Origin of the sequence: Pseudomonas sp. Sample_23, assembly GCF_004307595.1 — a bacterium.
Taxonomy (GTDB): Bacteria; Pseudomonadota; Gammaproteobacteria; order Pseudomonadales; family Pseudomonadaceae; genus Aquipseudomonas; species Aquipseudomonas atacamensis.
In genome coordinates, this window is record NZ_RCNX01000020.1 from 17,130 (window position 1) to 42,142 (window position 25,013).

Here is a 25,013-nt window from a genome sequence, read left to right on the forward strand (position 1 = left end):
GTGGTAAGCGGATGTGACTTGGCCTGCCTCGGACCGCCTCAGCAAGGTGCCCTCAGGAACCGGATGTTGGTGGCAGGCGGCCGGGTTGTTCGGATTCCCCGGCGAAGCTGTTCAGCTCGGTGATCACCCGGCGGGTCAGCTAGGCGCGTTTCTGTGTGCGCAGCACGTCCATGGCCTTGCCCAATCTGTTCAGTTCAAGGTCGTATTCCTCGGAACTCAGTTCATTGCGGGCGAGACGCTGATTGAGCTGGTCCCACAGTTGCTGGCGTCGCTCGTCAACCGCAACGTCCAGCGCGGCCATCTCTTGTGGGTGAAGATCTTGCAGGTAAGAGATCCAGTAGTCGCGCTCTGCCATGCTTACGGACAGCGCATCGGTGCCCTCTGCCTCAAGAATCGAGGCGCGGGTGTACTCCAGCAGTTCATCACTCAGCGGGACGTCATAAATCATCGACGCGGGCTGGCCCGGTAAATCGACACCGTCGCCCCAGCCGCCCGTCAAACCGATGCGATATTTAAGGCGCACTTCCGCACGATCCATACCCACACCGGCAGCTTCAGCCAGCGTCTCGACGCGATCCAGGCGAAACAGTTGCCGCGACAGACGCAGCAGCGCCCGACCTCTGGACGCCATTCGATTCAACGGTATGTCACGCAACTGGTGATAGACCGCGACCCGCACTTCCAAATCACTGAATGTCAGAATCCGCCCGTCCGGACAGGTGCCGTGGGTCTCGGCGCCCTGAAACAACAGTTGCCGCAGTTCGGTATTTTCCTCAGCGGCCTCCATGACATGCCAGACTCTTTGCGTCAGGTCGCCTCGCATCAGCCTGTAGTCCTGCGTATCGAGCAACAAGCGCAGCAACTGGAAAAACCGCTCGTGATTCGGCTCTTGCGCCAATTGCGCCCAGAGCTCGGTTCTGCGCGCAACCCACTGCGGATCGCTGTCCACAAGCCACGGATCGCGTGAGCGTGGTGCGACATCGTTGGCTGGATGAAAAACTTTCTCGGCGGGAAATACCTGCGCATGGGGATCGTCGACAACGCCGCCAGCGTTATCGGTTGGAGCACCGTCTTCAGGAATCCCGAACAGATCACCGAACACCTGACGGTTGATCATCGTCTCAATCTCCGCGCGCGTCATGCCCAGCACATGCGGTATGGCGCGCTCGCGGCTGTAACGCCTGAGGTCTTGCAGTGCAGAAAGCGACAAATTGCGATTTTCTGACAGATCCGAGCCTGCGATCAGACCCGAATGATCGCCATCGAAAAGCGCCGTGGGGATTTCCGCGATTGCGTTACCGCTGAGGTTCAGGGCCTGCAACCCGGGCGCCCGCAGCACTCCGTCAGGCCATTCGCTCAGTTGGTTGTAGCGCAGATCCAGAGACTCGATCACGCCATAATCGGGCGGATTGAAAACACGAAGTTCGTTGTAACTCAAATCCAGCGTGCGCAGCCGCGAGTTGCCCAGCAAAGGGTAAACACTCGTCGCACTGCGCAAGCTGCAATACTGCATGTCCAGGCGCGTGAGATGACGCATGTGCAGCACCGGCGCAGGCACCGCGCCCAATTCGTTACCACTCAGATACAAGGTCTCGAGGTCGGGAAAACCGTCGAGAAAACCCGCGCTCCCCCGCGCCGTGATCCCTGCACCGCTCAGATCGAGCGTCGTCACGCCCGGAAACTGCACCACAAGCGCCGGCAGTTCTCCGGTCTGCAATCCTGCCAATTCAAGCTCCAGGCCATCGCCGCCGGAGTGCCGGGTCAGGGTGTGGCGCCACGTCTCGCTGATTCGCCGGGCCACCAGTGAACGCACTTGCGCACTGACCAGGACAGTGTTCGTTCGTACTTCCCTGGTATAGAGCCAATCGTTCAACTGACGGGTCAGCGCCTCGCAGCTCAAATGCCATTGGCTGATCTGCGCATCGATCTGAGCGTCATTCAAGGCCCGTGTTCGCAGCACCAGCAGACTGCGTTGCGCCCGTTCGCGATCGAGGATCACCGCCAACCGCTGCAAATGCCCCGAAGCGCCTGAACTGACAGGCGCCGGCTGCGGGAGTGGCAGGAGCAGATCACTGAACGAACCGCCGGTTTCCAACGGCGGAAAATGCTCAGGCACCGGCTCTGCGGCGAAGCGAGACAACGTGCCCTGGCCCAACCCCCGCTGCTGCTCGATGCGCTGCAGCGCCGCGTGAAAAGCTGCCTCACCGTCGGCACTGAAGGCGTTGCCCGACAGATTCGTCCTCATCAATGCGTCAGGATGCGCCACCGCTTGCGGCGACAGGGACGCGATCCGGTTGTCTCGTAAATCGAGCCATGACAGCCGTGGCAGAGTTTCCGCCCCGGTGGGCCAGGCCAGCAAATCCGTCGATCTCAGATTCAAGGCCTCGAGCCCGCTCAAAGCCGTGGCATCGAGTCGCCCCAGCGGGTTATGACTCAGGTTCAGTCGTACCAGTTGTGGCAGCGCATTGAGTTGGCGCTGGACCATTGCCGTCACCGTGATTCTGTTACCGGACACGTCGAGCCGACGCAGCGCGGGCAACGCCTGCGCTGCAAAAGGTAGCTCAGTGAACATGCATCCCCCCAGCTCAAGCGTTTCGATATGACTGAAGGCGCGAATAAAATCCCGCGCCTGGCCGGAGGACACTTTCAGCCCTCCCAGACGCAGCGTGCGCACATGGGCGAAACTGCCGGCCGGCAACGAAGGAAGCTCGACACGGGTGGTGGCGCCGGGCAGCTCGACGAAGCTAAAGCGCTCAACGACGGCGGACAGGCCATAGCGCTGACGAATCGCACCGTGCCAGCTGCTTTTCAACGTATGTAACAGGTCCGCGCTGGCCCCTGTCGACCAGCGCCGCGCGGGCGCTGCATAGCGTGATCCCTGGCGCGGGGATGGCGGATAAAACGCGGCGAAGATGGCCTCATGTTCGGCCCGAAGCTGCTCGATCGCCGCCACCCTTGCCGACGGTGTTGACCAGGCTGCATTGAATGCCTGCGGCAAAGGGTCGGCGCTATCCGGGGCGACGGCCATGCTATCGAGTTCGGCGCGGCAATATTCACTGACCATCTGATGCACATCGAGCAGGTGGCCGCGCGGGCCGGAGTGGCGGCTGACAAACTCATAGGCCCGACGGAACGTCGCTGGGGTGACACGTGACCAATCCAGCGACAGCCCGGCCCAGAGTCTGTCATGGCCGCTGTAGAGCGAGTCGGGCAAGGTTTCGATCAAGGTGTGCGTGAGGTCAAGGCGTCTGAGCTGCTGAAGTCGTTCAACGTATGCTGGCCACCGCCATAACGCGTGGGGCGCATCGATGCGTAATCTGCGCAGTCGTGTCAGCGATTGCAGGTCAAGACCATGCAAGGTGGTGGAATCGAATCCGTGATAGTCGATGCGCAGTTGCTCCAGCGAAGTCAGTCCACCCAGCCTTCGCGCAAAGCTTTCCGCGAGCAATGGCGCATCGGTAGAGAAACGCAGACGTCTCAGCCCGGGCAGCCGCTCAACCGCCTCTGGCAATGTGCTAAGCGGTCGGGTGACAGGTGTCTGGCCATAGCGCCTCAATTCACCGAGCCATAAATCGGTGACATTCGGGAACGCCGCCAGAAACCCGTCCGCATTGGCGTCGGTTATGCCGATGCCGGTGATGGCCAGTTCACGCACGTGGGGAAAGCCTGTACTCAGCTCGGGCAATGGCGTGTCGCAATGGATTGTCAGGCGGGCCGCCTCCGCCGCCTGCCCGTCCAGCGGACCATTACGCCATGTCTCTCGCAGTGTCTGTGCCAGTTGCGCCCTGTGCGTTGCAGTGCGGCTATCACTCGGCGCTGCCTGCCATCGCTCAAGTGCAACGTTCAACGCGTCCCAATCCTGGCGGCGAGATTCCAGTTCGAGCTGAATCTGCGTTTCACTCTGGCCGTGTTGCCGGGCGAGAAATGCCCGTGCCTGGCGCGACTCGGGGTATAGATGCGCAATGCGTGATTCGAGGGATGGATTGAGGCCTGTACCACGGCCACTGGCGTAATAACCCAGCAGTCGTGCGCCCACGCGTACCGGCGGTTTGAACCACTTTGCAGCCGGCGACAGCAATCGCGCAGCTTCGGCTCGATGAAGGTGGGCCGATTCGATGATTTTCTGTTGCAGCTCACCATGGGCGTTGCCGACAGACAATCCGATTGACGAACGTGTGTCCTCAGGCAACGCGTGCATGAGCGAACTGTAAAAGCTGTCCTGGCCCCTCGAGACTCTGTTCAATGCCTGGGCGTGATCATTGAACGCTTGATAGAAAGGTCCGTTTTTCACCAGATAGCGTCTAACCGGCGCCATCGGCTCGCCGATGCTGTCGAGCAAGGTGCCATTCACGCTCCCCTCGCGAATTTCCAGACGCAGCGAGTGCGGCCAGCCAGACAATTGTTCCAGCGCGTGCAAAGCCAGTCGCCGACTGTCCGCCGACGCCAGGTTTTCGCTGTGCAAACCGGCAAACGCGCGGGCCTGGCGGCCATGGCGGACATGCCAGCGAGCCTCTTCCAGCATTCTCAAAGGGGAACGCCCGGTCGCATCCATTCGGGCCAGCTCGTGCGTCGAAGCATGCTCGATCACATCCTGGGCAGCCACGTCGCTGAGACCGGGACATTCACGCTGCAACAGGCGCACAGGCGCACTCGACGATTCGGTACCGCGATAAAGACTGTCAAAAATCGCCGGTTGACGCGTATAGGCGTACTCGGCGAGTTGTTTGCCGAACTCATCGGGCCGTGCCGGGCGAAATTGTGCTGCCGTTCGTCCCAGCAGATAGTTGATTTCCTGCTCTTCCAACGCAGCCAGAATCCGCGCCGGCATTTCCCCGTTCAACACTTGCGTACGTGTCAGGCGGATAGCGGGCTTGTGGCCCAAACCGGGCAGCGTATTCTGCGCACCATAGCGGATGGACGGCCCTGCTCCGTGCGGATCAGCTGTCATCTCCAGAACCCGATCGGCAGGCCAACGGGGCATCTCGGTGACCAACGGGACTGCATACAGGTAGTGCTCGTCGATGGGCCTGGCTCCGCGCAATTGCTCGACCATCTGCCTCGCCTGTGCATCGGCATCGAACAGGCGCATGGCGTCTCGCAGTTCAGGGGGCGGGGGCAACTGATTCAGATGCATCTTGCGCAGGGCGCCATCGCTGATACCGCTGATATCGGCCAGCGCCAGCAAGGTGTCATCGGAGTAACCATCGGTGAGGTGCCCGATGCGTCGCAGCAGGGTCAAGCGATCCCATGCCATGGGCTGTTCTAGGCTCAGGCGCCAGGCACCGTGGCCGTTATGGCTGAGCAACGGTTGGTAAGCCAGAGAGTCGGTGGGATGTTTCAACCGCCAGTGCCCGCTGGAGCGGTCAAACGTCTGCTCATAGAGCCTGCCGCCCTGGCGCATCCAGGTTGTGCCGGCGACGCGGTACTGCCCCGCCGCGTCGGGCCGCGACAACTTGCCGGGGCTGAGCGCTTGTTCATAGCCGCGCAAGGTCGGCCGCCACAGGCGCCTCTTGCCATCAGGCAGCGTCACCGGGTGCAGATCTTCGATCACCGGCTCCGGTTTAACGGCTGTCACCCGATTGAATGTTGCTCCTGCGGCGGCCATCGCACCGATCTGCGCAAGGTTTTCAGCAACGTCGACAAGATGCGCCCTGGCGGCGTGTTTATCCCCCTCGCTCCACTCGATCACGCCTTCGACAGTTTCGTAGAGCAACTGGGCCGTCATGACAACCAGCATGATTTCGCCCAGTACCGGAACGAACATGGACGCCATGTTCAGCGCCAGCAGACCAAATTGCAGCAGCCCGGACAGCTTGGCATCGCGCGCCTTGGCGTCGACGTCGGCGGTAGGTACCGCGTGACCACGAGCGTCGTTGATTAGCTTGTCACGATGTTTTTCGTACAAGTACGCCCAGAGGTCGCTATTCCTCGCCCAGGGATATACCTGAAGGTGCGGCATCAACGAAACTGCCACGTAAGGATCGGTATCCGGGACCATTTTTTGATATTTCGGTGAAGTCTTCCAGATCTCTACAAAAATCAACGTTGTCTGCAGAATCTTGCGCCACGGTGACGACAGCCAATCCGATGCGCCGTCTGCAGACTTTACGAATTGGCTGAAGTAATACGCACGCTTCTCATATGGGAAGAACTGACTGAAGAATCGTTGATAGGACGTAGGGGTCGTGCTGTCCGCCTGTTGCGCATCGCGAGCACTCAGCAGGCGCTTGAAGGTGTCCTGCATTTGCGTGCCGGTATAGCGCTTTAGCGGGTGTTCCGGATCGTTGGGGACGTACAGAATTACCGCGTCCACCGGGCCATACTTTTGCGCGATCTTGAACACTACACATCCGACCAGCCGGTGCCGCATCAAGCCCAGGTCTTGAAACCACACCTGCTTGTCGCCGATTCGCGGGTGCCTTTCGCCGTTGATCACCGCGAGGATCATCGCGTGATCTTCAGGTTGAATATCCTTGGTCAACAGTGCGCGTTCGGCTGCCGCGCGCATGGCCGTTTTCTGACTGGCGATGAAGTGCCGGCGCAACTTGGCTTCCGCGGCCGGATCGACCGGATGGAAAAACCTTGTCAGATAAACCTGGTACCGGGCACCGATATCCAGTTCGCGGCACAGGTTCAGGTAGTTACTGACCGACACATTCACCGGAACAGCCTTGAGGGCACCTTTTACGGCGGTCGCGGTTGCGAAGCCAGAGCTGCTGTGAAAGGCGCCATAAGCACACTCATCACTTTCGAAGTTGTGCAAAGCGGCCTGGAGCATCGGCAGCGTCAATGCCTCGAATGAACCGATTTCCTCGCCGAGAATGCCAGCGCGTATCGGTCGCCTGAGACACAACAGCGTGTTATCCAGATCCACGGCGACCTGATAGCGGTGTTTCAGCGCCTGCGCGAGGAGCGGCCGGGCGAAGGTTTCGATGTCTTTGAAGGTGGACATGGAGCGGTCCAGCCTCGTCTGAGCAATAAAACTCATCCTGTAGCTGGTATTGACCACCTGACGCTGGGCCGGCGTCGCTTGCGTGTACCAGCGCGGGAACACTGTCTGCGCCTGCTTGAGCTCGGTTTTCCTGTGCACCGGCGCCTGAATCAGCCAATGCGGCATCACGGACTCGAGCCAGGGTGCGTGAAGGCTCTCGGACGCCGCAGGTTTGAGGGGGCGCTCGGTTAAGGTCGAAACGTCTGAATCGGTGGACATACATCGCTCCTGTAAATGGAGCGACAGCACATCACTGACGCCGCGCTGTCCGGCGGTACATGGCTATATCCCGTGCGCAAAAGTTGTAACGTGGCATCCGTGACTACAGCGATTGACTATGCTTCGGGGGACGATTTTTCGCAGAGGGATTTATGGACGATCCAGTCGACAACAAACCGCCGAGTTTCTGGCAGATGCTGCACAGCGTCATGGCAGCGGCGTTCGGCGTGCAAAGCGGCAAAAACCGGGAAAGGGACTTTACCCACGGCAAACCCAGCCACTTCGTGATTCTCGGCGTTTTGTTTACAGCCGTGTTTGGCCTGACGCTGTTTGCCATCGTCAAACTGGTGTTGTATCTGGCCGGGGTGTGATGGCGCCAGGCCGGGCACCGACTCGAGCTATCCGGGCCCTGAAAGAAAGGCCCGGAACGCTGATTTACTGATGGCTGACCCAGAAGACCGCTGTTCCTACAACGAGAATGATCAGGAACAAAATGGCCCACGCGTCGACGCTGCTGTCGCTTTTCCTGGCTTTGGTCGGGTTGCTCATTGCATCGCCTCTTGTCGGTTTTATCGGTGATTGCACAAAGACTCGATCACAGTTAAGACGATGATTGTCCGCACGACAAATGTGGATTAGATGACCGGCATTCGCGTTAGGCGATTTGGTTCTTTACATATACTCAAACATCACTTTTGCGCATAACTGCAAACGGGTATATTGCCCCGGCTCCGTGACGGAGTGCGCGGCCGTGCGCGCAGAATTGCAGAGGCAACATCGGACTCCAGCAAGCGAAAACGCAGCGTTTTCCGAGTAGCCCAAGCCTGAGAACAGGACTTATATGTACGTATACGACGAGTACGATCAGCGGATCATCGAGGACCGCGTCAAGCAGTTCCGTGATCAGACCCGACGCTATCTGGCAGGTGAGCTGAGCGAAGAAGAATTCCGCCCCCTGCGCCTGCAAAATGGCCTGTACATCCAGCGTTTCGCGCCGATGTTGCGCGTGGCGGTGCCTTACGGCCAACTGACTTCGCGTCAGGTGCGCATGATGGCCAAAATCGCCCGCGACTACGACAAGGGCTATGCCCACATCAGTACGCGGCAGAACGTGCAGTTCAACTGGCCTGCGGTGGAAGACATCCCGGACATCCTCGCTGAACTCGCGACCGTGCAGATGCACGCGATCCAGACCAGCGGCAACTGCCTGCGCAACGTCACCACCGACCAGTTCGCCGGTGTCGCTGCTGATGAAGTGATCGACCCGCGTCCATGGTGCGAGATCGTCCGCCAGTGGACCACGTTCCACCCGGAATTCGCCTACCTGCCGCGCAAATTCAAGATCGCTGTCAACGGCTCGACCAGTGACCGCGCTGCCATTGAAGTCCACGACATCGGCCTGGAACCTGTCTACAACGCTGCTGGCGAGCTGGGTTTCCGCGTGCTGGTTGGCGGCGGCCTCGGGCGTACGCCGGTGGTGGGCGCATTCATCAATGAATTCCTGCCTTGGCAAGACCTGCTGAGCTATCTCGACGCCATCCTGCGTGTGTACAACCGCTACGGCCGTCGCGACAACAAATACAAGGCGCGGATCAAGATCCTCGTCAAGGCGCTCACGCCTGAAGTGTTCGCGCAGAAAGTCGATGCGGAAATGGAGCACCTGCGCGGTGGCCAGACCACGCTGACCGAAGCCGAGCTGCATCGCGTCGCCAAGCATTTCGTCGACCCGGACTACAAAACCCTCGACAACCAGACTGCGCAACTGGCCGATCTGGACCAAGAGCATCCGGGTTTCGCCCGCTGGCGCAGCCGCAACACCCTGGCGCACAAGAAACCCGGCTATGTGGCTGTGACGCTGTCGTTGAAGCCGACCGGCGTTGCCCCTGGCGACATCACCGACAAGCAACTCGACGCCGTCGCCGATCTGGCCGAGCGCTACAGTTTCGGGCAACTGCGCACTTCCCACGAGCAGAACATCATTCTTGCCGACGTCGAGCAGAGTCAGTTGTTCACCCTGTGGGGCGAGTTGCGTGAAGGCGGTTTCGCCACACCGAACATCGGCCTGCTGACTGACATCATCTGCTGCCCCGGTGGTGACTTCTGCTCGCTGGCCAACGCCAAGTCGATCCCGATTGCCGAATCGATCCAGCGCCGCTTCGATGATCTGGACTACCTGTTCGACATCGGCGAACTGGACCTGAACATCTCCGGGTGCATGAACGCCTGCGGCCACCACCACGTTGGCCACATCGGCATCCTCGGCGTGGACAAGAAAGGCGAAGAGTTCTATCAGGTCTCCCTCGGCGGCAGCGCCAGCCGTGATGCGAGCCTGGGCAAGATCCTCGGCCCGTCCTTCGCACAGGAAGCCATGCCTGACGTGATCTCGAAGCTGATCGACGTGTACGTTGAACAACGCACCGAAGACGAGCGCTTCATCGACACTTATCAGCGTATTGGCATCGACCTCTTCAAGGAACGCGTCTATGCAGCGAATCATTAAGAACAACGAAGTCGTCGACGAAACCTGGCACCTGTTGCCGAAGGATTTCAATATCGATGAAATCAGCAACTGCGACGATCTGATCGTGCCGCTGCAGCTGTGGCGCGAACACAGCCGCATGCTCCTGGCCCGCGACGGTGGTCTGGGTGTGTGGCTGGATGCTGATGAAGAGGCCGAGGAAATCGGTGAGGACGTCGCCAAGTTTCAGGTGATCGCCTTGAACTTCCCGGCGTTTACCGACGGCCGTAACTACTCCAATGCCCGTCTGCTGCGTGACCGTTATGGTTTCAAAGGCGAGCTGCGTGCGATTGGCGATGTACTGCGGGACCAATTGTTCTACATGCATCGCTGCGGTTTCGACGCCTTTGCCATTCGCGCGGACAAAGACCCGTACGAAGCACTGGAAGGCCTCAAGGACTTCTCGGTGACTTACCAGGCTGCCGCTGACGAACCACTGCCGCTGTTCCGTCGCCGCTAAGCGTCGGACGTTTGTCGCAGACACAAAAACGCCGGTCATGTGACCGGCGTTTTTTTATGCCTGCGGTTTACCAGAAGCGTTGCTGGGTAAGACGGCTCCACCAGCTCAACAGCACGCGGTCCACCGAACCGCTGGCAGCCATGCCGATGCGTTCCTGCAGGCTTTTGCGCTCGGCGTAGTGCAGATGATAGACCTCGGCCTGTTTGGCCTTCTCTGCCAGGTATTCATCGCTGGTCTTCAGTTCGTCCACCAGTTGGTTTTCCAGCGCAGCGATACCGAGCCACACCTCACCGGTAGCCACCTCATCGATCGCCAGTTGCGGGCGATAACGGGCGACGAAGTTTTTGAACAAGCGATGGGTGATGTCGAGGTCTTCCTGAAACTTCTCGCGGCCCTTTTCGGTGTTTTCGCCAAACACGGTCAGGGTGCGCTTGTACTCACCGGCGGTCAGCACTTCGAAATCGATATCGTGCTTCTTCAAAAGGCGATTGACGTTGGGCAATTGCGCGACCACGCCGATCGAACCGAGGATGGCGAACGGAGCGCTGATGATCTTGTCGCCGATGCACGCCATCATGTAACCGCCGCTGGCCGCGACCTTGTCGATGCACACGGTCAGTGGCACTCCCGCATCACGGATTCGCGCCAATTGTGACGACGCCAGACCGTAGCTGTGCACCATGCCGCCGCCACTCTCCAGACGCAGAACCACTTCGTCTTTCGGCGTGGCCAGGGTCAGCAGCGCGGTGATCTCGTGGCGCAAGCTTTCCGTGGCGGAAGCCTTGATATCGCCGTCGAAGTCGAGCACGAACACCCGGGATTTGGTCTCAGGCTTGTTCTTCTGTTTCTTCGCGCTTTTTTCTGTTTTCGCTTCGCCCTTGCGCAATGCCTTGAGCTGATCCTTGTCGAGCAGGGTCTGCTCCAGGCGTTCACGCAGGCCCTTGTAGAAATCGTTGAGCTTGCTGACCTGCAACTGGCCCGCCGATTTGCGTCGGCCCTTGCTGCGCAATGCAGCAAAACTGGCAAGCACCACCAGAATGGCGATCACCAGCGTGACGGTCTTGGCCAGGAAGCTGGCGTATTCGGTGAAAAAATCCACAGAGACTCCTCAAAGCAATGCGTGACGGTGTATTACACGCGGAATGGCTCCAGCATACCCATGCGCCGGCTCGTCGGCCAGCCGTGAAACCTCTGGCAACACGCCTGTAACGGGCATTTCAAACAAGCGTATGTTTTTTCATTGACAGCCTTACGCCATCCTCATAACCTCGCCTGACCTTCAACGTACCGGGACGACGCGGACGTGGGCAGCATCTACTTGATACGACATGGCCAGGCCTCCTTTGGTGCAGACGATTACGACGTGCTGTCGCCGACCGGTGTGCGTCAGGCAGAAATCCTCGGCCAGCACCTCGCCGACCTCGGTATCAGCTTCGATCGTTGCCTTGCCGGTGACCTGCGTCGCCAACAGCACACGGCCACCAGTGCACTGGAGCAATTCAGCGCCAGAGGCCTGCCGGTTCCAGTCCTCGAGACCGATTCCGCCTTCAACGAATTCGATGCCGATGCGGTGATCCGCGCTCTGCTCCCGGCCATGTTGCCGGAAGAGCCGGAAGCCCTCGACATCCTGCGCAACGCCGCGCAGAACCGCGGTGAATTCCAGCGCATCTTCGCCCTGATCGTCGAGCGCTGGCTCGCCGGCACCTACGACACACCCGGACTGGAAAGCTGGCTGGGTTTCGTCGAACGGGTTCAGGCCGGGCTGCACCGCATCCTCGACCTGGCGGAAAAGAACCAGAAAATCGCCGTGTTTACCTCCGGCGGTACCATCACTGCCCTGCTCCACCTGATTACGCAAATGCCTGCCAGACAGGCCTTTGAATTGAACTGGCAAATCGTCAACACCTCGCTCAACCAATTGAAGTTTCGTGGTCGCGAGGTGGCTCTGGCTTCCTTCAACAGTCACGCACACCTGCAACTGCTGAAGGCCCCGGAACTCATCACTTTTCGCTGAGTCCGGCTTACTGTGACCCTGGCTGTAACCACCCAGCTCCCATGACCAAGAAAGGATCGAACCATGACCTCCGTAGCTGATGCCGTAAAAGCAATGCAAGCCAAGTTCAACCCAGCCGCCGCTGCCGGTCTGGACCTGGTCTTCGGTTTCAACATCACCGACGAAGACAAGCAATACGCACTGATCGTCAAAGACGGCACCTGCGAAATTCAGGAAGGTGAAAACCCGGACGCCAACTGCACGCTGGTGCTGGACAGCCAGACCCTGAAAGACATCGTCAGCGGCGAAACCGACGGCATGCAGGCCTTCATGGGCGGCAAGCTGCGCGTTGAAGGCGACATGATGCTGTCGATGAAACTGTCCGAGCTGTTCCCTTCGTAAGAAGCAGCCTGGCTCAAACAAATCCCGTCCTTGTGACGGGATTTGTCGTTCATGCAGGAGATCAGCGCAGGGCTCGGCTTCGCGCTCCGCTCCCGGAGGTACGATCAACCCTCCTGCAACAACCGCGTATCCAGCCCAAACCGCTCTTGCGAAACCATCCTGAACTGCCCCTCCGCCAGATCGCAACTCACCAGCAAATTCCACGAGTGTCGGGTGGCCACCGAAGGCACCAGGATAAATGGATGTTCAGCCAACAGTGCATCGGCAAACTTTCGCTGGTTGGGTGAGGTTTTGATCGGGGTGAGCCAATGGGGATTGGGCACATCTTCCGGTTGCACGATTCTGACGCTGGCGTCGTGGGTGATTTCAAAACAGGTCAACACATAGGGTTCCTGATCAAGCGCATCGAAGCTGCCATGGGCGGCCACCTCCAGTATCGCCGTGGAGGGGTCGACCGACGCATAAACGACTCTGCGGCCGGGCGTATTCCAGCGGCCGCCGTCCCGTTTCGATCCAAGGCCGCTGTCCCAGGTCTCGCTGTACACCTCGCGATCCAGCCGCCAGGCGTACCAGCGATCATCCCAGGGCAAGGGGTTCATTGATAAACCCCGTATTTGATCTGGTTCAGATACTCCTCCACCATCCTGAAGCCCAGCGCATGTCCAACCAGATCGAGCGGCACATAACCGTAGAAGTAAGTAGCGCGTTGCTCCAGCCATGATTCGGCCTTGGCCTGACGCCCGAATACTTCGATGGCCAGTTCCAGCGCAGCGGCATATTGGTAGGCGATCACGCTCTGCGGCGTGTCCAGGCGCACCGACGCGCCTTCCTTGAGCAGGCGTCGCACGGTTCTCACAGATTTGCCGGTGATACGTTTGACCATCTCTCCCTGTTGGTACAGCTCGGAGGTTGCGATCATGTTCACTACATCAAGCAGCTCAAATCCTTCGCTTGTGCAGCGCAGGATGAGCATCGGATCGTCGCCGGTATCCTGCCCACGCAACAGCAACTCCAGAGGTTTGCCCTCGAGCTTCTTCAAGCCCGTGAGCCGGGGCACTTTGGCGCTCGGCATGGCAACGTCCTCCGAGGGACACCTGGCGCGATCGTCGCGCCAGTAATGGCGAGGCGAGTAAGCAGGCGTATGGCTTTCAATCAGTGGGATTCGCATAGTCCATCCTTTGTCCGGGTCCAGAGCGATCTGTGCGCTCGATGACTTCAATGTCAGGACTGATCCTATAGACCCGGCGTCCGACGACCAACCTGAAAAAGTCGTCAGAAATATCCCCAAATCTGATCAAAACGCTCCTGTTTCCGTAGGACTCAAACGCAATTTTCAGCGGTTCAATCCGTTGTTGCTTTCAAGTTGGGGAGAGAGCCTTTTGACTTACAATGCGCTCCACCTCCAGACACCGGCCCTGCCCCATGGACATCGACCTCGCTCGCACTTTCCTCGAAATCGTCCGTCATGGCAGCCTTGCCGCCGCCGCGCAGAAGTTGTTCGTCACGCAGACCGCCATCACCGCGCGGGTGCAGAAGCTTGAAAGCCAGTTGGGCAGTACGCTGTTCGTGCGCAATCGCGCCGGGGCGAAGTTGACGGCCAATGGCGAAGCGTTCGTGATCTACGCCAATCAACTGGTGCAGACCTGGGAAGCCGCGCGCCGCGACTTGCCGCTGCCCGAGGGTTATCACAACGTTCTGCACATCGGTGGCGAGGTCAGCCTGTGCAACCCGTTGATGCTCAGTTGGGCGGCGGAACTTCGGGAGAAAATCCCCGGCCACGCACTGCGCATGGAAATCCGCGATGGCGAAAATCTGTTGCGTCAGCTCGAACTCGGTGTGCTCGATGCGGCGCTGGTTTATCAACCGGAATACTGGCCGGGTCTGCAGGTCGAGCAAGTGCTGGAGGAAAAACTGATTCTGGTGCGCGCCCCCGAGCGTCCTGAGCCTTACGTCTACATCGACTGGGGCCCGGATTTCCGCCGTCAGCACGACGCCGCCCTGCCGGAAAAAGCCAAAGCCGCGCTGAGCTTCAACCTTGGCCCGCTGGCCTTGCAATACATCCTCGAACATGGCGGCAGCGGCTATTTCCGCACTCGGGTTGTGCGCACTTACCTGGAGACCGGAGCCCTGGAAGCCGTCACCAAAGCGCCGGAATTCGGTTATCCGACCTATCTGGTGTATTCCCGGGATCGCGACTCGGCCGTGCTGCAACAGGCCTTCGATCTGTTGCGCGAAGTGATCCGCACCGATGACGACTGGTCACAGCGCTGGAATCCGTTGAGCTGACGGACAGCCTCAGTCCAGAGCATGGCGCTTAAGGCCGCAAGGTTCGTCCTGCACAAGTCAGCGGATCGGCTAATCTGCCGGGTATAACAACAATACCCGCAGGTGAAACGCATTGAGGCAGACCACCGAGGCATTCCGCAGCCGCTACCGGGCGGCCATTCATCCTTTGTACAACCCATGGCTGCATGGCGCGTTCGTGTTGCTGTTCGGCATTTTCGCCGTCGCTGCGTTCTGGCGCACGGTGCATTCAGTGAGCTGGCTGGAATGGCTGACGGTGCCGCTGAGCCTGTTGTTGTTCAACTTCGGCGTATACATGGTCCATCGCCATTTGGGCCATCACAAAAAAGCCTTCGCAAAGATGTTCTACGCGCGGCATGCCGGCGACCATCACAGTTTTTTTACCCCCGGGCACATGACCTACGACAGCGCGCGGGACTGGCGGGTGATCCTGTTTCCAGCCTGGCTAATCGTCATTCATACGCTATTGATCACCCTGCCGCTGTGGTGGCTGCTCGCGCAGGTCAACGCCAATGTCGCCGGGCTGTTTGCCGGGTGCATGGTGCTCGGTTATCTACTCTATGAGGTGTTCCATGCCTGTGAACATCTGCCACCGCAAAATCCGTTGACCCGCTTGCCATGGATCCGCCAGATGCGCCGTCTGCACGAACTGCATCACCGCCGCGAGCGCATGCAGGAGCGCAATTTCAACATCGTTCTGCCCTTGATGGACTACCTGTTCGGCACGCTGTACCTCGAGCCGGAACCCGCCCCTTTGAGTAATTCGCAAATGCCCATGACGCGCATGCAGCACCAGATCGATATCGCCGGCGAGCCGGTCGCTGTGCTGGCCTATGCCGCCAGCGCCAGTCACTGGCCGGACTGGCATCCCTCCTCATTGAAGATTGACGGTCCGCAAGGTCCGCTGCATGCCGGTGCGCGCTTCGAAGAGGATATCCATGCCGGCGGACGTGCCGGTCACTTGCGCTGGGAAGTCACTGAATATCTGCCGGGCCGGCGCTGGTGCGCACGCGCGCAAAGTGATCAGGGCCTGTCCCTGCGTTTGACTTACGAGTCCTCGGCGGAGGCTGGTGGCACGCGATTCGTGCGTACGCTGGAATATCGCTTTGACGGTTTGCTCATGCGTCTGGCCAATCGTCTGTTGCTCAAGCGACGCATAGAGCGCGAGTCTGCCGCGTCCATGCTTGCCCTGCGCGACACGACCGCGCAGTACATCGGCGCGGCGAGGGCCAGCGCGTGAAATTACGTTATCTGCTGTGCCTGCTGATCGCTCTGGTCATCGCCTTCTTGTTGTTGCTGCCGACCAAGGTCGAACCAGTGGCCTGGACACCGCCACCGGCGCCCTCGTTGAAAGACGGGATCTACGCGGACAACCAGCGCCTCAAAGCTGTGGTGAAGGTCGGGCCGAGCGACATCGAAGGGCCTGAGGCGCTGCTGCTGGAAGACGAATTTCTCATCACCGGATTGCATGACGGCCGGCTGATCCGCAGCAGCCTCGACGGCACGCAGCGCAAGGTCCTCGCCGACACCGGTGGCCGTCCCTTGGGCCTCGCCCGTCATCCGAACGGCATGCTGGTGATCGCCGATGCGGTCAAAGGTTTGCTGTCGCTGGATGCACAAGGCCGCGTGATCCCCTTGACCACCGAGGCCAACGGCGTGCCATTTGGATTTACCGATGATGTGGCGGTCGACAAGTCAGGCCACTACGCCTACTTCAGCGATGCCTCGAGCCGCTGGGGCTATGGCCATGACGGTGAGGCGATCATCGAGCACGGCGCCGACGGCCGTTTGCTGCGTTACGACTTTCAGAGCGGCAAGACCAGCGTCTTGCTCGACAAGTTGCAGTTCGCCAACGGCGTCACCCTTGGCCCCGACGAAGCCTATGTGCTGGTCAATGAAACCGGTGCTTATCGCATCAGCCGCTACTGGCTGAGCGGGCCGAAGGCCGGTACCCATGATGTGTTCATCGACAACTTGCCGGGGCTTCCGGACAACCTCTCGTTCAATGGCAGCAATCGCTTTTGGGTAGCGTTGTACGCGCCGCGCAACGCATTACTCGACGGCACCGCGCAGCACCCGTTCGTGCGCAAGATGATCGTGCGGGCGTTGACGGTTTTGCCCAAGCCTGTCGAAAAGCGTGGGTTTGTGCTGGGACTGGATCTGGACGGCAAGGTGATTGCCAATCTGCAGGACGCGAGCGATGGCAATTATTCGCCGATTACCACGGTGCGCGAATATGGGCAGTGGTTGTATTTCGGCTCGTTGAAGGCGAGGCATATGGGGCGGATGGGGTTGGATGCGGCGCTGAAGTGAGCCTGCGGGATTTGCGGGGGAATGGACTTGCGTCTTCGCGAGCAGGCTCGCTCCCACAGGGGAAACAAATTCCAAATGTGGGAGCGAGCCTGCTCGCGAAGGCGGTCTGTCAGTTGCCGGACCGGTCGAACTTCTCCGGATCTTCATCCTCCGGCAGTTCTTTCACGGTTTTTTCCGGATGCGCTGTGGTATGCGCCGGGCTGTTGGGTTCAGGGCGGGTCGGAATCGGGTCGAAGCCGCCCTGCTCTTCACTGGGGAATTTCGGATCGTTCATGAGGCACCTCGCAACGAGTCGATGGTTTGCAGACTCTGCACATTGGAGGTGCCGTGGGTGGTCGCCGTTCCCTTCGGATGGCGACCACGGGTCAGGTAATTACTGACCGGTCAGCGGCTGTCCGGCCAACCGGGCGACGATCTGCTCCTTGACGATCACGCGCTTCTCTTTGAGCTTCTTCAATTCGTCGTCACTAGGGGCGTCTGACTGGGCGTTCTCGGCCTCGACCACTTCAGCATCCACCTCGAAATACTTGTTGAGCAGCGAATCCAGCTTCGCATCCTCGGAGCGTTTTTGCTCGATCTCTTCCTTTTTGCAGCCCAGGTCCTGATACAGATCATGTGAAACCGGCATGAAACACCTCCATCAAATTGATCGACAACCAGCGCGACCGATGCGCTGACTCGTTATCAGCATGGCCTTGCGCAATGGCTTCTGTCGACACCCTGTCAGACCAGCGGTTGCCGTTCGTCGCCCTGTCGTAAATGCGATAAAACCTTTGGCTTGTGCCTTCGCTCCATTGGATAACGCTCACAAAAACCTGCGTGGAGATACCCAATGGACGGATTCAACCTGCGTCATCTCGCTCTGGCTGTTGCACTGTCTGTCGGCATGGGCAGCGCCTTTGCCGCGACCGACAATGACTTTGTCGATAACGCCGCCGCCGGTGGCATCGCTGAAATCGAAACCAGCCGCCTGGCTCTGGAAAAAAGCCAGTCAGCTGACATCAAAGCCTTTGCCAATCAGATGATCACCGATCACAGCAAAGCCAACGATGAGCTGGCAGCAATTGCCAAGGCCAACGACATCGAAGTCCCGGACACCACCACCCTGGTCAAACAGGCCAAGGAAAAGATTCTCGACATGCGCGATGAATCCTTCGATGCGGCCTACGCCAACAACCAGGTCAAGGCTCACGAAGAAACCATCGAGCTGTTCAAGAAACAGGCAAACACCGTGACCGATGACAAGGCCAAAGGCGCCACTGAACTGAAAGCGTTCGCGCAGAAGATGCTGCCAGCGCTGGAAAAACACCTGGCCCACGCCAAAGAGCTGCAAGCCAAACATCCGAGCAAGTAACCGCCCGGCAATAAAAAGGCCGCATCCTTAGATGCGGCCTTTTTGCGTTTCAGCGATCAACCGCCATCGGTGTCGATATCGGCGTCGGTGCTCTCGCCCGGTTCAGGACGGTCCGGGTCAGGCTTGAAGCCGGGGCTGAAGTCGTTGCTGTTGTCATTGTGATGCTGCTTCTGATCGACCTCGGCAGCCGCGCTGTCCGCCTGTCCTTGTTCAGCCGGCGCGGGGGTATTTTGTCCCGGTGTCTGCGGGTCGATGGCCGGGTCGTTGCGGTTAATTGACTCTGAGGACTGATTTTGCTGTTGCGGCGCTTGCTCGTTCATATCCACCTCATTCATAGTCCTGCCTCCTTCTTCCAGCACGACTGGAAAACGTCGGGCATGCAGATTCGAAGCCTGACGCCGCAGATTCGTTCAAAAGATCGCTGCCTGTTGCCACGCCGACTAGAGTTACCGGGGCCTTCGACGCGGCAGGCAGAAAAATTCGCCGCTGGGTGAACAACTATTTCAAGCGGCAAATGTCAGTCAATTCGCGCCGGTCATTTCGCTGAGCCGGCACCATTACGTAACGGAGCGACACGCACATGGCAGCACTGCAGAACAGCACAGTTGAAGCAATCAGGAACAACCAGGCTCAACTGCTGAGCGAATGGACCAAACGCCTCGAAGCCAGCGGCGCCACGCGCAATCTCAAAGAACACGACCTCGCGCAGCAAACCCGCGACTTCCTCAGCCTGCTGCTGGCCGGTCTGGAAAACGGCAACGGCAGCAAGATTGCCGCCGCAGGCTGGGAAGACACCCGTCAGTTCCTTGAAAAGCTGTCGCAGAGCCGCGCCCTGCTCGGCCAGGATTCCCAGCAAACCGCCAACTTCATCTTCGCCCTGAAGGGCCCGTTGTTCGCCCTGCTGCAAAACCATTATCAGGACCAGCCGGCACTGCTCGCCGAGCAACTGCTGGAAGTTTCCGAACTGCTTGATACGGTCGGCATGCACACCATCGGCACCTTCCAGAAATCCCGCGAAGCGGTGATCAAGCGTCAGCAGGAAGAGCTGCTGGAACTGTCGACGCCGGTGGTCAAGCTGTGGGATGGCGTTCTCGCCCTGCCAATGATTGGCACACTCGATTCGCAACGCACCCAGGTAGTCATGGAATCGCTGCTGCAACGCATCGTCGACACCGGTTCCGAGATCGCCATCATCGACATCACCGGCGTGCCGACCGTCGACACCCTGGTTGCCCAGCACCTGTTGAAAACCGTGACCGCGATTCGCCTGATGGGCGCTGATTGCATCATCAGTGGCGTGCGTCCGCAGATCGCCCAAACCATCGTTCACCTGGGTCTGGATCTGCAAGGCGTTGTGACCAAGGCCAACCTGGCCGACGCCTTGAAACTGGCCCTGACTCGCCTGGGCATCAGCCTCGGCAAAGCGGTCTGAGCCGATGGAACGTATTCCGATTCTTCAAATGGGCGATTTGCTGCTGGTGACCATTCAGGTCGACATGCACGACCAGCTCGCCATGACCCTGCAGGACGATCTGTCCGAGCGCATCAGCCGGACCTCGGCCCGTGGCGTGCTGATCGACATCTCGGCGCTGGACATGGTCGACTCGTTCATCGGACGCATGATCGGCACCATCTCGGGGTTGTCGAAAATCATGGACGCCGAAACCGTGCTGGTCGGCATGCAGCCGGCCGTGGCGATCACGCTCGTTGAGCTGGGCATGACCTTGCCGGGCGTCAGCACCGCCCTCAACGTCGAACGCGGAATGAAACTGCTGCAGGATCGAGTACGCCTGCAATGACCGTACGCAGCAGTGGTACCCAACCCATCCTGATCGAACAGGACGTGGTACTGGCCCGCCAGACCACGCGCAAGCTCGCCACCGAATGCGGCATGCGCCTGATCGACCTGACCAAACTGGTCACCGCCGTCAGCGAGCTGGCGCGCAACACCATGGTCTATGGCGGCGGCGGCGACATGGATTGGCAGATCCTTGAGGAAAACGGCCGGGTCGGTTTGCGCATCACCTTCCGCGACGAAGGCCCGGGCATCCCCGATATCAAACTGGCGATGACCGACGGCTGGACTTCCGGCAGCGGACTAGGCCTCGGCCTGACCGGCGCCAAGCGCCTGGTCAACGAATTCGAACTCGACACTGAGCCCGGCAAAGGCACGCGCATTACGATCACACGATGGACATGAATATCACCGGGTCGTTGACCCAGGTTCTGCCGATCGAGGACAGCAGCCAGATCGGCCACGCCCGGCGCACCGCGCAGAAACTCGCCGAGCAGCATGGCTTCGACGAAAACGATGCCGGCCGCGTGGCACTGGTCGCGACGGAACTGGCAAGCAACGTGCTCAAGCATGCCCAGCGCGGCGAGTTTCATCTGCGTGTGCTGACTCGTCCGGATAACGGTTTCGGCATCGAAATGCAGACCGTGGATCGGGCCCAGGGCTTTGACCTGGATGCCTGTCTGGCGGATGGCTTTTCCACTGGCGGTACGCAGGGCATCGGCCTTGGCGCGGTGTCGCGGCAGACCAATGTCTTCGATGTCTACGCAGACCACCGTGGCGCGGTGTTGCTGGCGCGAATTTTTCCGCGCAGCGATCGTCAGGCCGATATCCGCTTCGGCGTCAGCCAGCATTCGCTGCATGCCGATCCAGCCTGCGGCGATGTCTGGCATCTGACGTATGAAGGCTCGCGGATCAGCGCGCTGGTGATCGATGGCCTCGGTCATGGCGAAGACGCCGAGCGCGCAGGCCTGGCCGGGGCGCAGGCATTCGCCCGGGCACCGTTTGCCGATCCAGTGGTATTGATGGAAGACCTGCATCAGGAAATGCTCGGCACCCGCGGCGGCGCCGTCGCTTTCGCGCAGTTCGACAGCCAGCGCGATGGTCTGACCTTCGCCGGTGTCGGTAACATTGGTGCCAGTCTGCTCGAGGCTGGCAAATCCCGTGGCCTGGCCTCGCACCCCGGCATCGTTGGCGGCCAGTACCGTAAAGCCAAACCCTTTGACTATGCTCACGTGAACGGACATTTATTGATCATGTACAGCGACGGCTTACAGTCCCGTTGGAATCTCAAAGACTACCCCGGCCTGGTGCATCGCCATCCGTCCGTGATAGCCAGCGTCCTGCACCGCGACTTCTGTCGTGGTCGCGATGACGTGACGGTACTGGTCGTTGCTCTGGAGGCCGCCCATGGCTGAATCGACTACCTTGAGCCATGCCGAACAGGCGGCGCTCATCGCTCAGTTGCAGCGCGAAACCACTGCCCTGCGCGAAGAGCTCGATGAAACCAACCAGGGCGTGCTAGCGCTGTACGCCGAGCTCGACACTCAGGCTGAAGAACTGCGTCAGGCATCGGATCTCAAGAGCCGCTTCCTGTCATACATGAGCCATGAATTCCGTACACCACTGGGCTCGATCCTGAGCATCAACAGTCTGCTCGCTGACGAACTGGACGGCCCGCTCAGCCCTGAACAGCACAAGCAGGTAGCCTTCGTCAGCACCGCTGCCCGCGAGCTCAGCGACATGGTTGATGACCTGCTCGATCTGGCGAAGATCGAAGCCGGGCGCATCAGCATCTCGCCGGCCTGGTTCGACATGTTCGACCTGTTTTCGGCCCTGCGCGGGATGTTCCGGCCAATCGTCGATGCTTCGGCGGTGGATCTGATCTTCGAAGAGCCGCTGGGCCTGCCGCGCCTGTATACCGATGACAAGAAGCTCGGGCAGATCCTGCGCAACTTCATTTCCAACTCGCTGAAATTCACCACCCGTGGCGAAGTTCGCGTGTCGGCGCGACTGGAAGGTGAAGACAAGGTGCGCTTTGCCGTCAGCGACACCGGCATCGGCATCGCGGCCGAGCTGCATGACACGCTGTTCGAAGACTTCTCCCAAGTCGATTCGCCATTGCAGAAACGTCTGCGCGGCACCGGTCTGGGTCTGTCACTGTGCAAGCGTTTCGCCGCCCTGCTCGGCGGTGAAGTCGGGGTAGACAGTACGCCGGGCGTGGGCTCGACGTTCTTTGTCATCATCCCGCTGGCAATCGCTCTGGAGAACGTCGATGAATCGTGACATCCGCCTGTTGATCGTCGATGACAACGTCGCCACCCGTTACGCCCTGCGTCGGCGCCTGGAGCGCCACGGCTACACAGTGCTCGAAGCCGGCACCGGCAGCGACGGCCTGGCCCTGATCGAGAGCGAAGCCCTCGATGCGTTGATCCTCGACGTCAACCTGCCGGACATGAGCGGTTTCGACATCGTCCGCCTGTTGCGCGCCGACCCGCGCACTGCGCTGCTGCCGGTGATTCATGTGTCAGCGGCGTCGATCCAGACCGGCGACATCATCACCGGCCTCAACGCGGGCGCCGATGCCTATCTGATTCACCCGGTCGACCCCGATGTGCTCTTGGCCACGCTGCGTACCCTGCTGCGGGTGCGCGACACGGAAAATGCCCTGCGCGAAAGCGAGGCGCGTTTCCGCGAGATCTTCGCCAACGTCTCGGCGCCGATCGCCGTGCTCGATGCCAATCTGAAAGTGCATGAGTGCAATCACGCATTCGCCCAATTGATCGTCGATAACCGCGATCAGCAGGCGCTGCGTGAATGCTTTGCCGAAGATCAATGCTCGATCCTCGATGAACTGCGTCTGCGTCTGGTCGACGGCGAGCGCTGGAAAGGCACGCTGAACATGCGCGTGCAGGGCGAGATTCGCGAGACGCAATGGCAGATTTCGCCGTATCGCACGCCAGAGCTGAGCCTGGTGTTCGTCGAGGACGTCACCGAACACCGCCACCGCGAGCGCTCGCATCTGGCGCGGCTGGATGACACCACCACGCAGCTGGCCAAGGAAGTCGCCGAGCGCGTGCACGCCGAAGCGCAATTGCTGCAAGTGCAGAAAATGGATGCGCTGGGCAAGCTCACCGGCGGTATCGCCCACGATTTCAACAACCTGCTGACCGGGATCATCACCAGCCTGGAACTGATCCAGAAACGCGTGGCCGATGAGCGTCTGGACAAGGTGCAGTTCTACACCGAAGCAGCGCTGAATTCAGCCATGAGCGCGGCCTCGCTGACCCATCGTCTGCTGGCATTTGCCCGTCAGCAGCCACTGGATACGCGCCCGGTGGACATCAACGAGCATGTCCGCTCGCTGGAAGAATTGCTGGTGCGCACCATCGGCGAGCGCATCACCCTCAAGCTGGAACTGACCAACAAACCGGCGATTGCGCTGGTCGACCCGGTGCAGCTGGAAAGCGCCGTGCTCAACCTGGTGATCAACGCCCGCGATGCCCTGCCCTCCGGCGGCAATATCTGGGTCAATACTTACGCCGCTTATTCCCACGGCGATTCGAATCTGGCCGATGGCGCGTACGTGGCGCTGTCGGTACGCGACGACGGCACCGGCATCGAACACAACGTGATCGACAAGGTGTTCGAGCCGTTCTTCACTACCAAGCCGCTGGGCCAGGGCACCGGGCTCGGTCTGTCGACGATTTACGGCTTTGCCCGCCAATCCGGCGGTGACGCGCACATTCGCAGCGTTGCCCGCCGTGGCACCGAAGTGACGATCATGCTGCCCGGCACCAACGACCCGACCGGGGCCGACGCGCCTGTGCCCGTGCCTGATGCCAAAGGCAGTGGTGAGCATGTGCTGATCGTCGAGGACATGGCCACGGTGCGCTTGTTCGTTACCGAAGTGCTGGAAGATGCCGGCTATCGCTGCACGCAAGCGGCGGATATCGAATCGGCGCTGGAGCGCTTGCAGAACGACCCGTCGATCGATCTGCTGCTGACCGACGTCGGCTTGCCGCGCATGAGCGGCCGTGAACTGGCGGATGTTGCCCGTGGCTGGCACGAAGGGCTGCCGATCCTGTTCATGACCGGCTACGCCGAAACCGCGCTCAACCGCCAGGTCTTCCTCGGCACCGGCATGGACATGCTGGTCAAACCGTTCCAGATCAGCGAACTGCTCGACAAGGTCCGCCGCACGCTGGATGGCGCCTGAACTGACACACATCCCCGTGTAGGAGCGAGCCTGCTCGCGAAGGCGTTCGTCCAGTCAGCTCATCTGCGGCTGACATTCCGCTTTCGCGAGCAGGCTCGCTCCCACAGGGGATCTGGTGTGTGACGACCTGTCTGGGTACACCATTCAAAACTGTGGGAGCGAGCCTGCTCGCGAAGGCGTCCGTCCAGTCAGTTCATCTGCGGCTGACACACCGCTTTCGCGAGCAAGCTCGCTCCCACAAGGGGTCTGCTGCGTTACCACTTTATTGAGTACAGCCTGCAAAACTGTGGGAGCGAGCCTGCTCGCGAAGGCGTTCGTCCAGTCAGCTCATCTGCGGCTGACATTCCGCTTTCGCGAGCAGGCTCGCTCCCACAGGGGATCTGGTGTGTGACGACCTGTCTGGGTACACCATTCAAAACTGTGGGAGCGAGCCTGCTCGCGAAGGCGT

At 60.0% G+C, this 25,013-nt stretch carries 22 protein-coding genes; 15 read left to right on the plus strand and 7 right to left on the minus strand.

What is annotated here, in order from left to right; genetic code table 11:
* Positions 1 to 139 precede the first annotated feature (139 nt).
* Positions 140 to 7,210 carry an NEL-type E3 ubiquitin ligase domain-containing protein gene (locus D8U82_RS04215; RefSeq protein WP_241668042.1) on the minus strand — a complete coding sequence of 2,357 codons (7,071 nt, stop codon included), beginning with the start codon at positions 7,208 to 7,210 and terminating at the stop codon, positions 140 to 142.
* Between the two features lie 152 nt (positions 7,211 to 7,362).
* On the opposite strand from D8U82_RS04215, the gene D8U82_RS04220 reads away from it, so the two are divergent.
* The 3 genes from D8U82_RS04220 to D8U82_RS04230 all read left to right on the plus strand — a co-directional run bounded on the left by D8U82_RS04220 (position 7,363) and on the right by D8U82_RS04230 (position 10,188).
* Entirely contained in the window at positions 7,363 to 7,581 is a 219-nt protein-coding gene (locus D8U82_RS04220; RefSeq protein ID WP_016774481.1) for a DUF2970 domain-containing protein, read from the plus strand.
* Positions 7,582 to 8,051: 470 nt separating this feature from the next.
* The gene (locus tag D8U82_RS04225) at positions 8,052 to 9,710 is read left to right on the plus strand and encodes a nitrite/sulfite reductase (RefSeq protein WP_024012729.1); all 1,659 of its coding nucleotides are present in this window, start codon (positions 8,052 to 8,054) and stop codon (positions 9,708 to 9,710) included.
* Positions 9,694 to 10,188: a DUF934 domain-containing protein gene (locus tag D8U82_RS04230; RefSeq protein ID WP_016774480.1), complete on the plus strand. Its 495-nt coding sequence runs from the start codon at positions 9,694 to 9,696 to the stop codon at positions 10,186 to 10,188. The genes D8U82_RS04225 and D8U82_RS04230 overlap by 17 nt, the downstream gene beginning before the upstream one ends.
* Before the next feature lie 67 nt (positions 10,189 to 10,255).
* On the opposite strand, the gene sohB is transcribed toward D8U82_RS04230, so the two are convergent.
* A complete protein-coding gene (gene sohB / locus D8U82_RS04235) occupies positions 10,256 to 11,287 on the minus strand; it encodes a protease SohB (RefSeq protein WP_125927470.1) in 1,032 nt (343 codons plus the stop codon).
* Between the two features lie 204 nt (positions 11,288 to 11,491).
* On the opposite strand from sohB, the gene D8U82_RS04240 reads away from it, so the two are divergent.
* Together D8U82_RS04240 and D8U82_RS04245 are read left to right on the plus strand one after the other, a co-directional pair.
* Positions 11,492 to 12,202: a histidine phosphatase family protein gene (locus D8U82_RS04240; protein WP_016774478.1), complete on the plus strand. Its 711-nt coding sequence runs from the start codon at positions 11,492 to 11,494 to the stop codon at positions 12,200 to 12,202.
* Positions 12,203 to 12,265: 63 nt separating this feature from the next.
* Positions 12,266 to 12,583, plus strand: a complete 318-nt coding sequence (locus D8U82_RS04245) for an SCP2 sterol-binding domain-containing protein (RefSeq protein ID WP_024012726.1) — start codon at positions 12,266 to 12,268, stop codon at positions 12,581 to 12,583.
* Positions 12,584 to 12,687: 104 nt separating this feature from the next.
* On the opposite strand, the gene D8U82_RS04250 is transcribed toward D8U82_RS04245, so the two are convergent.
* Positions 12,688 to 13,182 (minus strand): RES domain-containing protein, encoded by a 495-nt coding sequence (locus tag D8U82_RS04250; protein ID WP_039758650.1) that lies wholly within the window; start codon positions 13,180 to 13,182, stop codon positions 12,688 to 12,690.
* The gene (locus D8U82_RS04255) at positions 13,179 to 13,655 is read right to left on the minus strand and encodes an MbcA/ParS/Xre antitoxin family protein (RefSeq protein ID WP_024012725.1); all 477 of its coding nucleotides are present in this window, start codon (positions 13,653 to 13,655) and stop codon (positions 13,179 to 13,181) included. Before D8U82_RS04255 ends, D8U82_RS04250 begins: the two co-directional genes overlap by 4 nt.
* Positions 13,656 to 14,005: 350 nt before the next feature.
* On the opposite strand from D8U82_RS04255, the gene D8U82_RS04260 reads away from it, so the two are divergent.
* The 3 genes from D8U82_RS04260 to D8U82_RS04270 all read left to right on the plus strand — a co-directional run bounded on the left by D8U82_RS04260 (position 14,006) and on the right by D8U82_RS04270 (position 17,200).
* Positions 14,006 to 14,869, plus strand: a complete 864-nt coding sequence (locus D8U82_RS04260) for a LysR family transcriptional regulator (protein WP_024012724.1) — start codon at positions 14,006 to 14,008, stop codon at positions 14,867 to 14,869.
* A 112-nt stretch (positions 14,870 to 14,981) separates the two neighbouring features.
* On the plus strand, positions 14,982 to 16,127 hold the full coding sequence (locus D8U82_RS04265) for an SRPBCC family protein (protein WP_130901710.1): 1,146 nt from the start codon (positions 14,982 to 14,984) through the stop codon (positions 16,125 to 16,127).
* Positions 16,124 to 17,200 (plus strand): SMP-30/gluconolactonase/LRE family protein, encoded by a 1,077-nt coding sequence (locus D8U82_RS04270; RefSeq protein ID WP_130888757.1) that lies wholly within the window; start codon positions 16,124 to 16,126, stop codon positions 17,198 to 17,200. Before D8U82_RS04265 ends, D8U82_RS04270 begins: the two co-directional genes overlap by 4 nt.
* Before the next feature lie 109 nt (positions 17,201 to 17,309).
* On the opposite strand, the gene D8U82_RS28030 is transcribed toward D8U82_RS04270, so the two are convergent.
* Positions 17,310 to 17,474 carry a hypothetical protein gene (locus D8U82_RS28030; RefSeq protein ID WP_016774471.1) on the minus strand — a complete coding sequence of 55 codons (165 nt, stop codon included), beginning with the start codon at positions 17,472 to 17,474 and terminating at the stop codon, positions 17,310 to 17,312.
* Between the two features lie 99 nt (positions 17,475 to 17,573).
* Positions 17,574 to 17,828, minus strand: a complete 255-nt coding sequence (locus D8U82_RS04275; protein WP_016774470.1) for a DUF465 domain-containing protein — start codon at positions 17,826 to 17,828, stop codon at positions 17,574 to 17,576.
* A 204-nt stretch (positions 17,829 to 18,032) separates the two neighbouring features.
* Between D8U82_RS04275 and D8U82_RS04280 the strand changes: the two genes are divergently transcribed.
* A complete protein-coding gene (locus D8U82_RS04280; RefSeq protein WP_024012721.1) occupies positions 18,033 to 18,554 on the plus strand; it encodes a DUF4142 domain-containing protein in 522 nt (173 codons plus the stop codon).
* Positions 18,555 to 18,610: 56 nt separating this feature from the next.
* On the opposite strand, the gene D8U82_RS04285 is transcribed toward D8U82_RS04280, so the two are convergent.
* Positions 18,611 to 18,874, minus strand: a complete 264-nt coding sequence (locus D8U82_RS04285) for a hypothetical protein (protein WP_038862096.1) — start codon at positions 18,872 to 18,874, stop codon at positions 18,611 to 18,613.
* 260 nt (positions 18,875 to 19,134) lie between these two features.
* Here D8U82_RS04285 and D8U82_RS04290 point away from each other — a divergent pair, with 260 nt between their 5' ends.
* Genes D8U82_RS04290 through D8U82_RS04315 form a run of 6 tightly spaced genes read left to right on the plus strand, consistent with a single transcriptional unit; the run spans position 19,135 to position 24,565 of the window.
* Positions 19,135 to 19,986 (plus strand): STAS domain-containing protein, encoded by an 852-nt coding sequence (locus tag D8U82_RS04290; RefSeq protein ID WP_071172063.1) that lies wholly within the window; start codon positions 19,135 to 19,137, stop codon positions 19,984 to 19,986.
* 4 nt (positions 19,987 to 19,990) lie between these two features.
* Positions 19,991 to 20,353 carry an STAS domain-containing protein gene (locus D8U82_RS04295; RefSeq protein ID WP_016774466.1) on the plus strand — a complete coding sequence of 121 codons (363 nt, stop codon included), beginning with the start codon at positions 19,991 to 19,993 and terminating at the stop codon, positions 20,351 to 20,353.
* Entirely contained in the window at positions 20,350 to 20,754 is a 405-nt protein-coding gene (locus D8U82_RS04300; protein WP_016774465.1) for an anti-sigma regulatory factor, read from the plus strand. The genes D8U82_RS04295 and D8U82_RS04300 overlap by 4 nt, the downstream gene beginning before the upstream one ends.
* A complete protein-coding gene (locus D8U82_RS04305; RefSeq protein WP_130901711.1) occupies positions 20,751 to 21,764 on the plus strand; it encodes an ATP-binding protein in 1,014 nt (337 codons plus the stop codon). Before D8U82_RS04300 ends, D8U82_RS04305 begins: the two co-directional genes overlap by 4 nt.
* On the plus strand, positions 21,757 to 22,632 hold the full coding sequence (locus D8U82_RS04310) for an ATP-binding protein (RefSeq protein ID WP_024012718.1): 876 nt from the start codon (positions 21,757 to 21,759) through the stop codon (positions 22,630 to 22,632). Before D8U82_RS04305 ends, D8U82_RS04310 begins: the two co-directional genes overlap by 8 nt.
* Complete coding sequence (locus tag D8U82_RS04315) at positions 22,622 to 24,565, plus strand: response regulator (RefSeq protein WP_130901712.1); 1,944 nt, start codon at positions 22,622 to 22,624, stop codon at positions 24,563 to 24,565. Before D8U82_RS04310 ends, D8U82_RS04315 begins: the two co-directional genes overlap by 11 nt.
* The last annotated feature ends 448 nt before the right edge of the window (positions 24,566 to 25,013 follow it).

Bases quoted from the DNA above. Each gene is read 5' to 3' on its own strand.
- D8U82_RS04215 (WP_241668042.1), bottom strand. From the start codon at position 7,210: ATGTCCACCGATTCAGACGTTTCGACCTTAACCGAGCGCCCCCTCAAA.
- D8U82_RS04220 (WP_016774481.1), top strand. From the start codon at position 7,363: ATGGACGATCCAGTCGACAACAAACCGCCGAGTTTCTGGCAGATGCTG.
- D8U82_RS04225 (WP_024012729.1), top strand. From the start codon at position 8,052: ATGTACGTATACGACGAGTACGATCAGCGGATCATCGAGGACCGCGTC.
- D8U82_RS04230 (WP_016774480.1), top strand. From the start codon at position 9,694: ATGCAGCGAATCATTAAGAACAACGAAGTCGTCGACGAAACCTGGCAC.
- D8U82_RS04245 (WP_024012726.1), top strand. From the start codon at position 12,266: ATGACCTCCGTAGCTGATGCCGTAAAAGCAATGCAAGCCAAGTTCAAC.
- D8U82_RS04250 (WP_039758650.1), bottom strand. From the start codon at position 13,182: ATGAACCCCTTGCCCTGGGATGATCGCTGGTACGCCTGGCGGCTGGAT.
- D8U82_RS04255 (WP_024012725.1), bottom strand. From the start codon at position 13,655: ATGCCGAGCGCCAAAGTGCCCCGGCTCACGGGCTTGAAGAAGCTCGAG.
- D8U82_RS04260 (WP_024012724.1), top strand. From the start codon at position 14,006: ATGGACATCGACCTCGCTCGCACTTTCCTCGAAATCGTCCGTCATGGC.
- D8U82_RS28030 (WP_016774471.1), bottom strand. From the start codon at position 17,474: ATGAACGATCCGAAATTCCCCAGTGAAGAGCAGGGCGGCTTCGACCCG.
- D8U82_RS04275 (WP_016774470.1), bottom strand. From the start codon at position 17,828: ATGCCGGTTTCACATGATCTGTATCAGGACCTGGGCTGCAAAAAGGAA.
- D8U82_RS04280 (WP_024012721.1), top strand. From the start codon at position 18,033: ATGGACGGATTCAACCTGCGTCATCTCGCTCTGGCTGTTGCACTGTCT.
- D8U82_RS04285 (WP_038862096.1), bottom strand. From the start codon at position 18,874: ATGAACGAGCAAGCGCCGCAACAGCAAAATCAGTCCTCAGAGTCAATT.
- D8U82_RS04290 (WP_071172063.1), top strand. From the start codon at position 19,135: ATGGCAGCACTGCAGAACAGCACAGTTGAAGCAATCAGGAACAACCAG.
- D8U82_RS04295 (WP_016774466.1), top strand. From the start codon at position 19,991: ATGGAACGTATTCCGATTCTTCAAATGGGCGATTTGCTGCTGGTGACC.
- D8U82_RS04300 (WP_016774465.1), top strand. From the start codon at position 20,350: ATGACCGTACGCAGCAGTGGTACCCAACCCATCCTGATCGAACAGGAC.
- D8U82_RS04305 (WP_130901711.1), top strand. From the start codon at position 20,751: ATGAATATCACCGGGTCGTTGACCCAGGTTCTGCCGATCGAGGACAGC.
- D8U82_RS04310 (WP_024012718.1), top strand. From the start codon at position 21,757: ATGGCTGAATCGACTACCTTGAGCCATGCCGAACAGGCGGCGCTCATC.
- D8U82_RS04315 (WP_130901712.1), top strand. From the start codon at position 22,622: ATGAATCGTGACATCCGCCTGTTGATCGTCGATGACAACGTCGCCACC.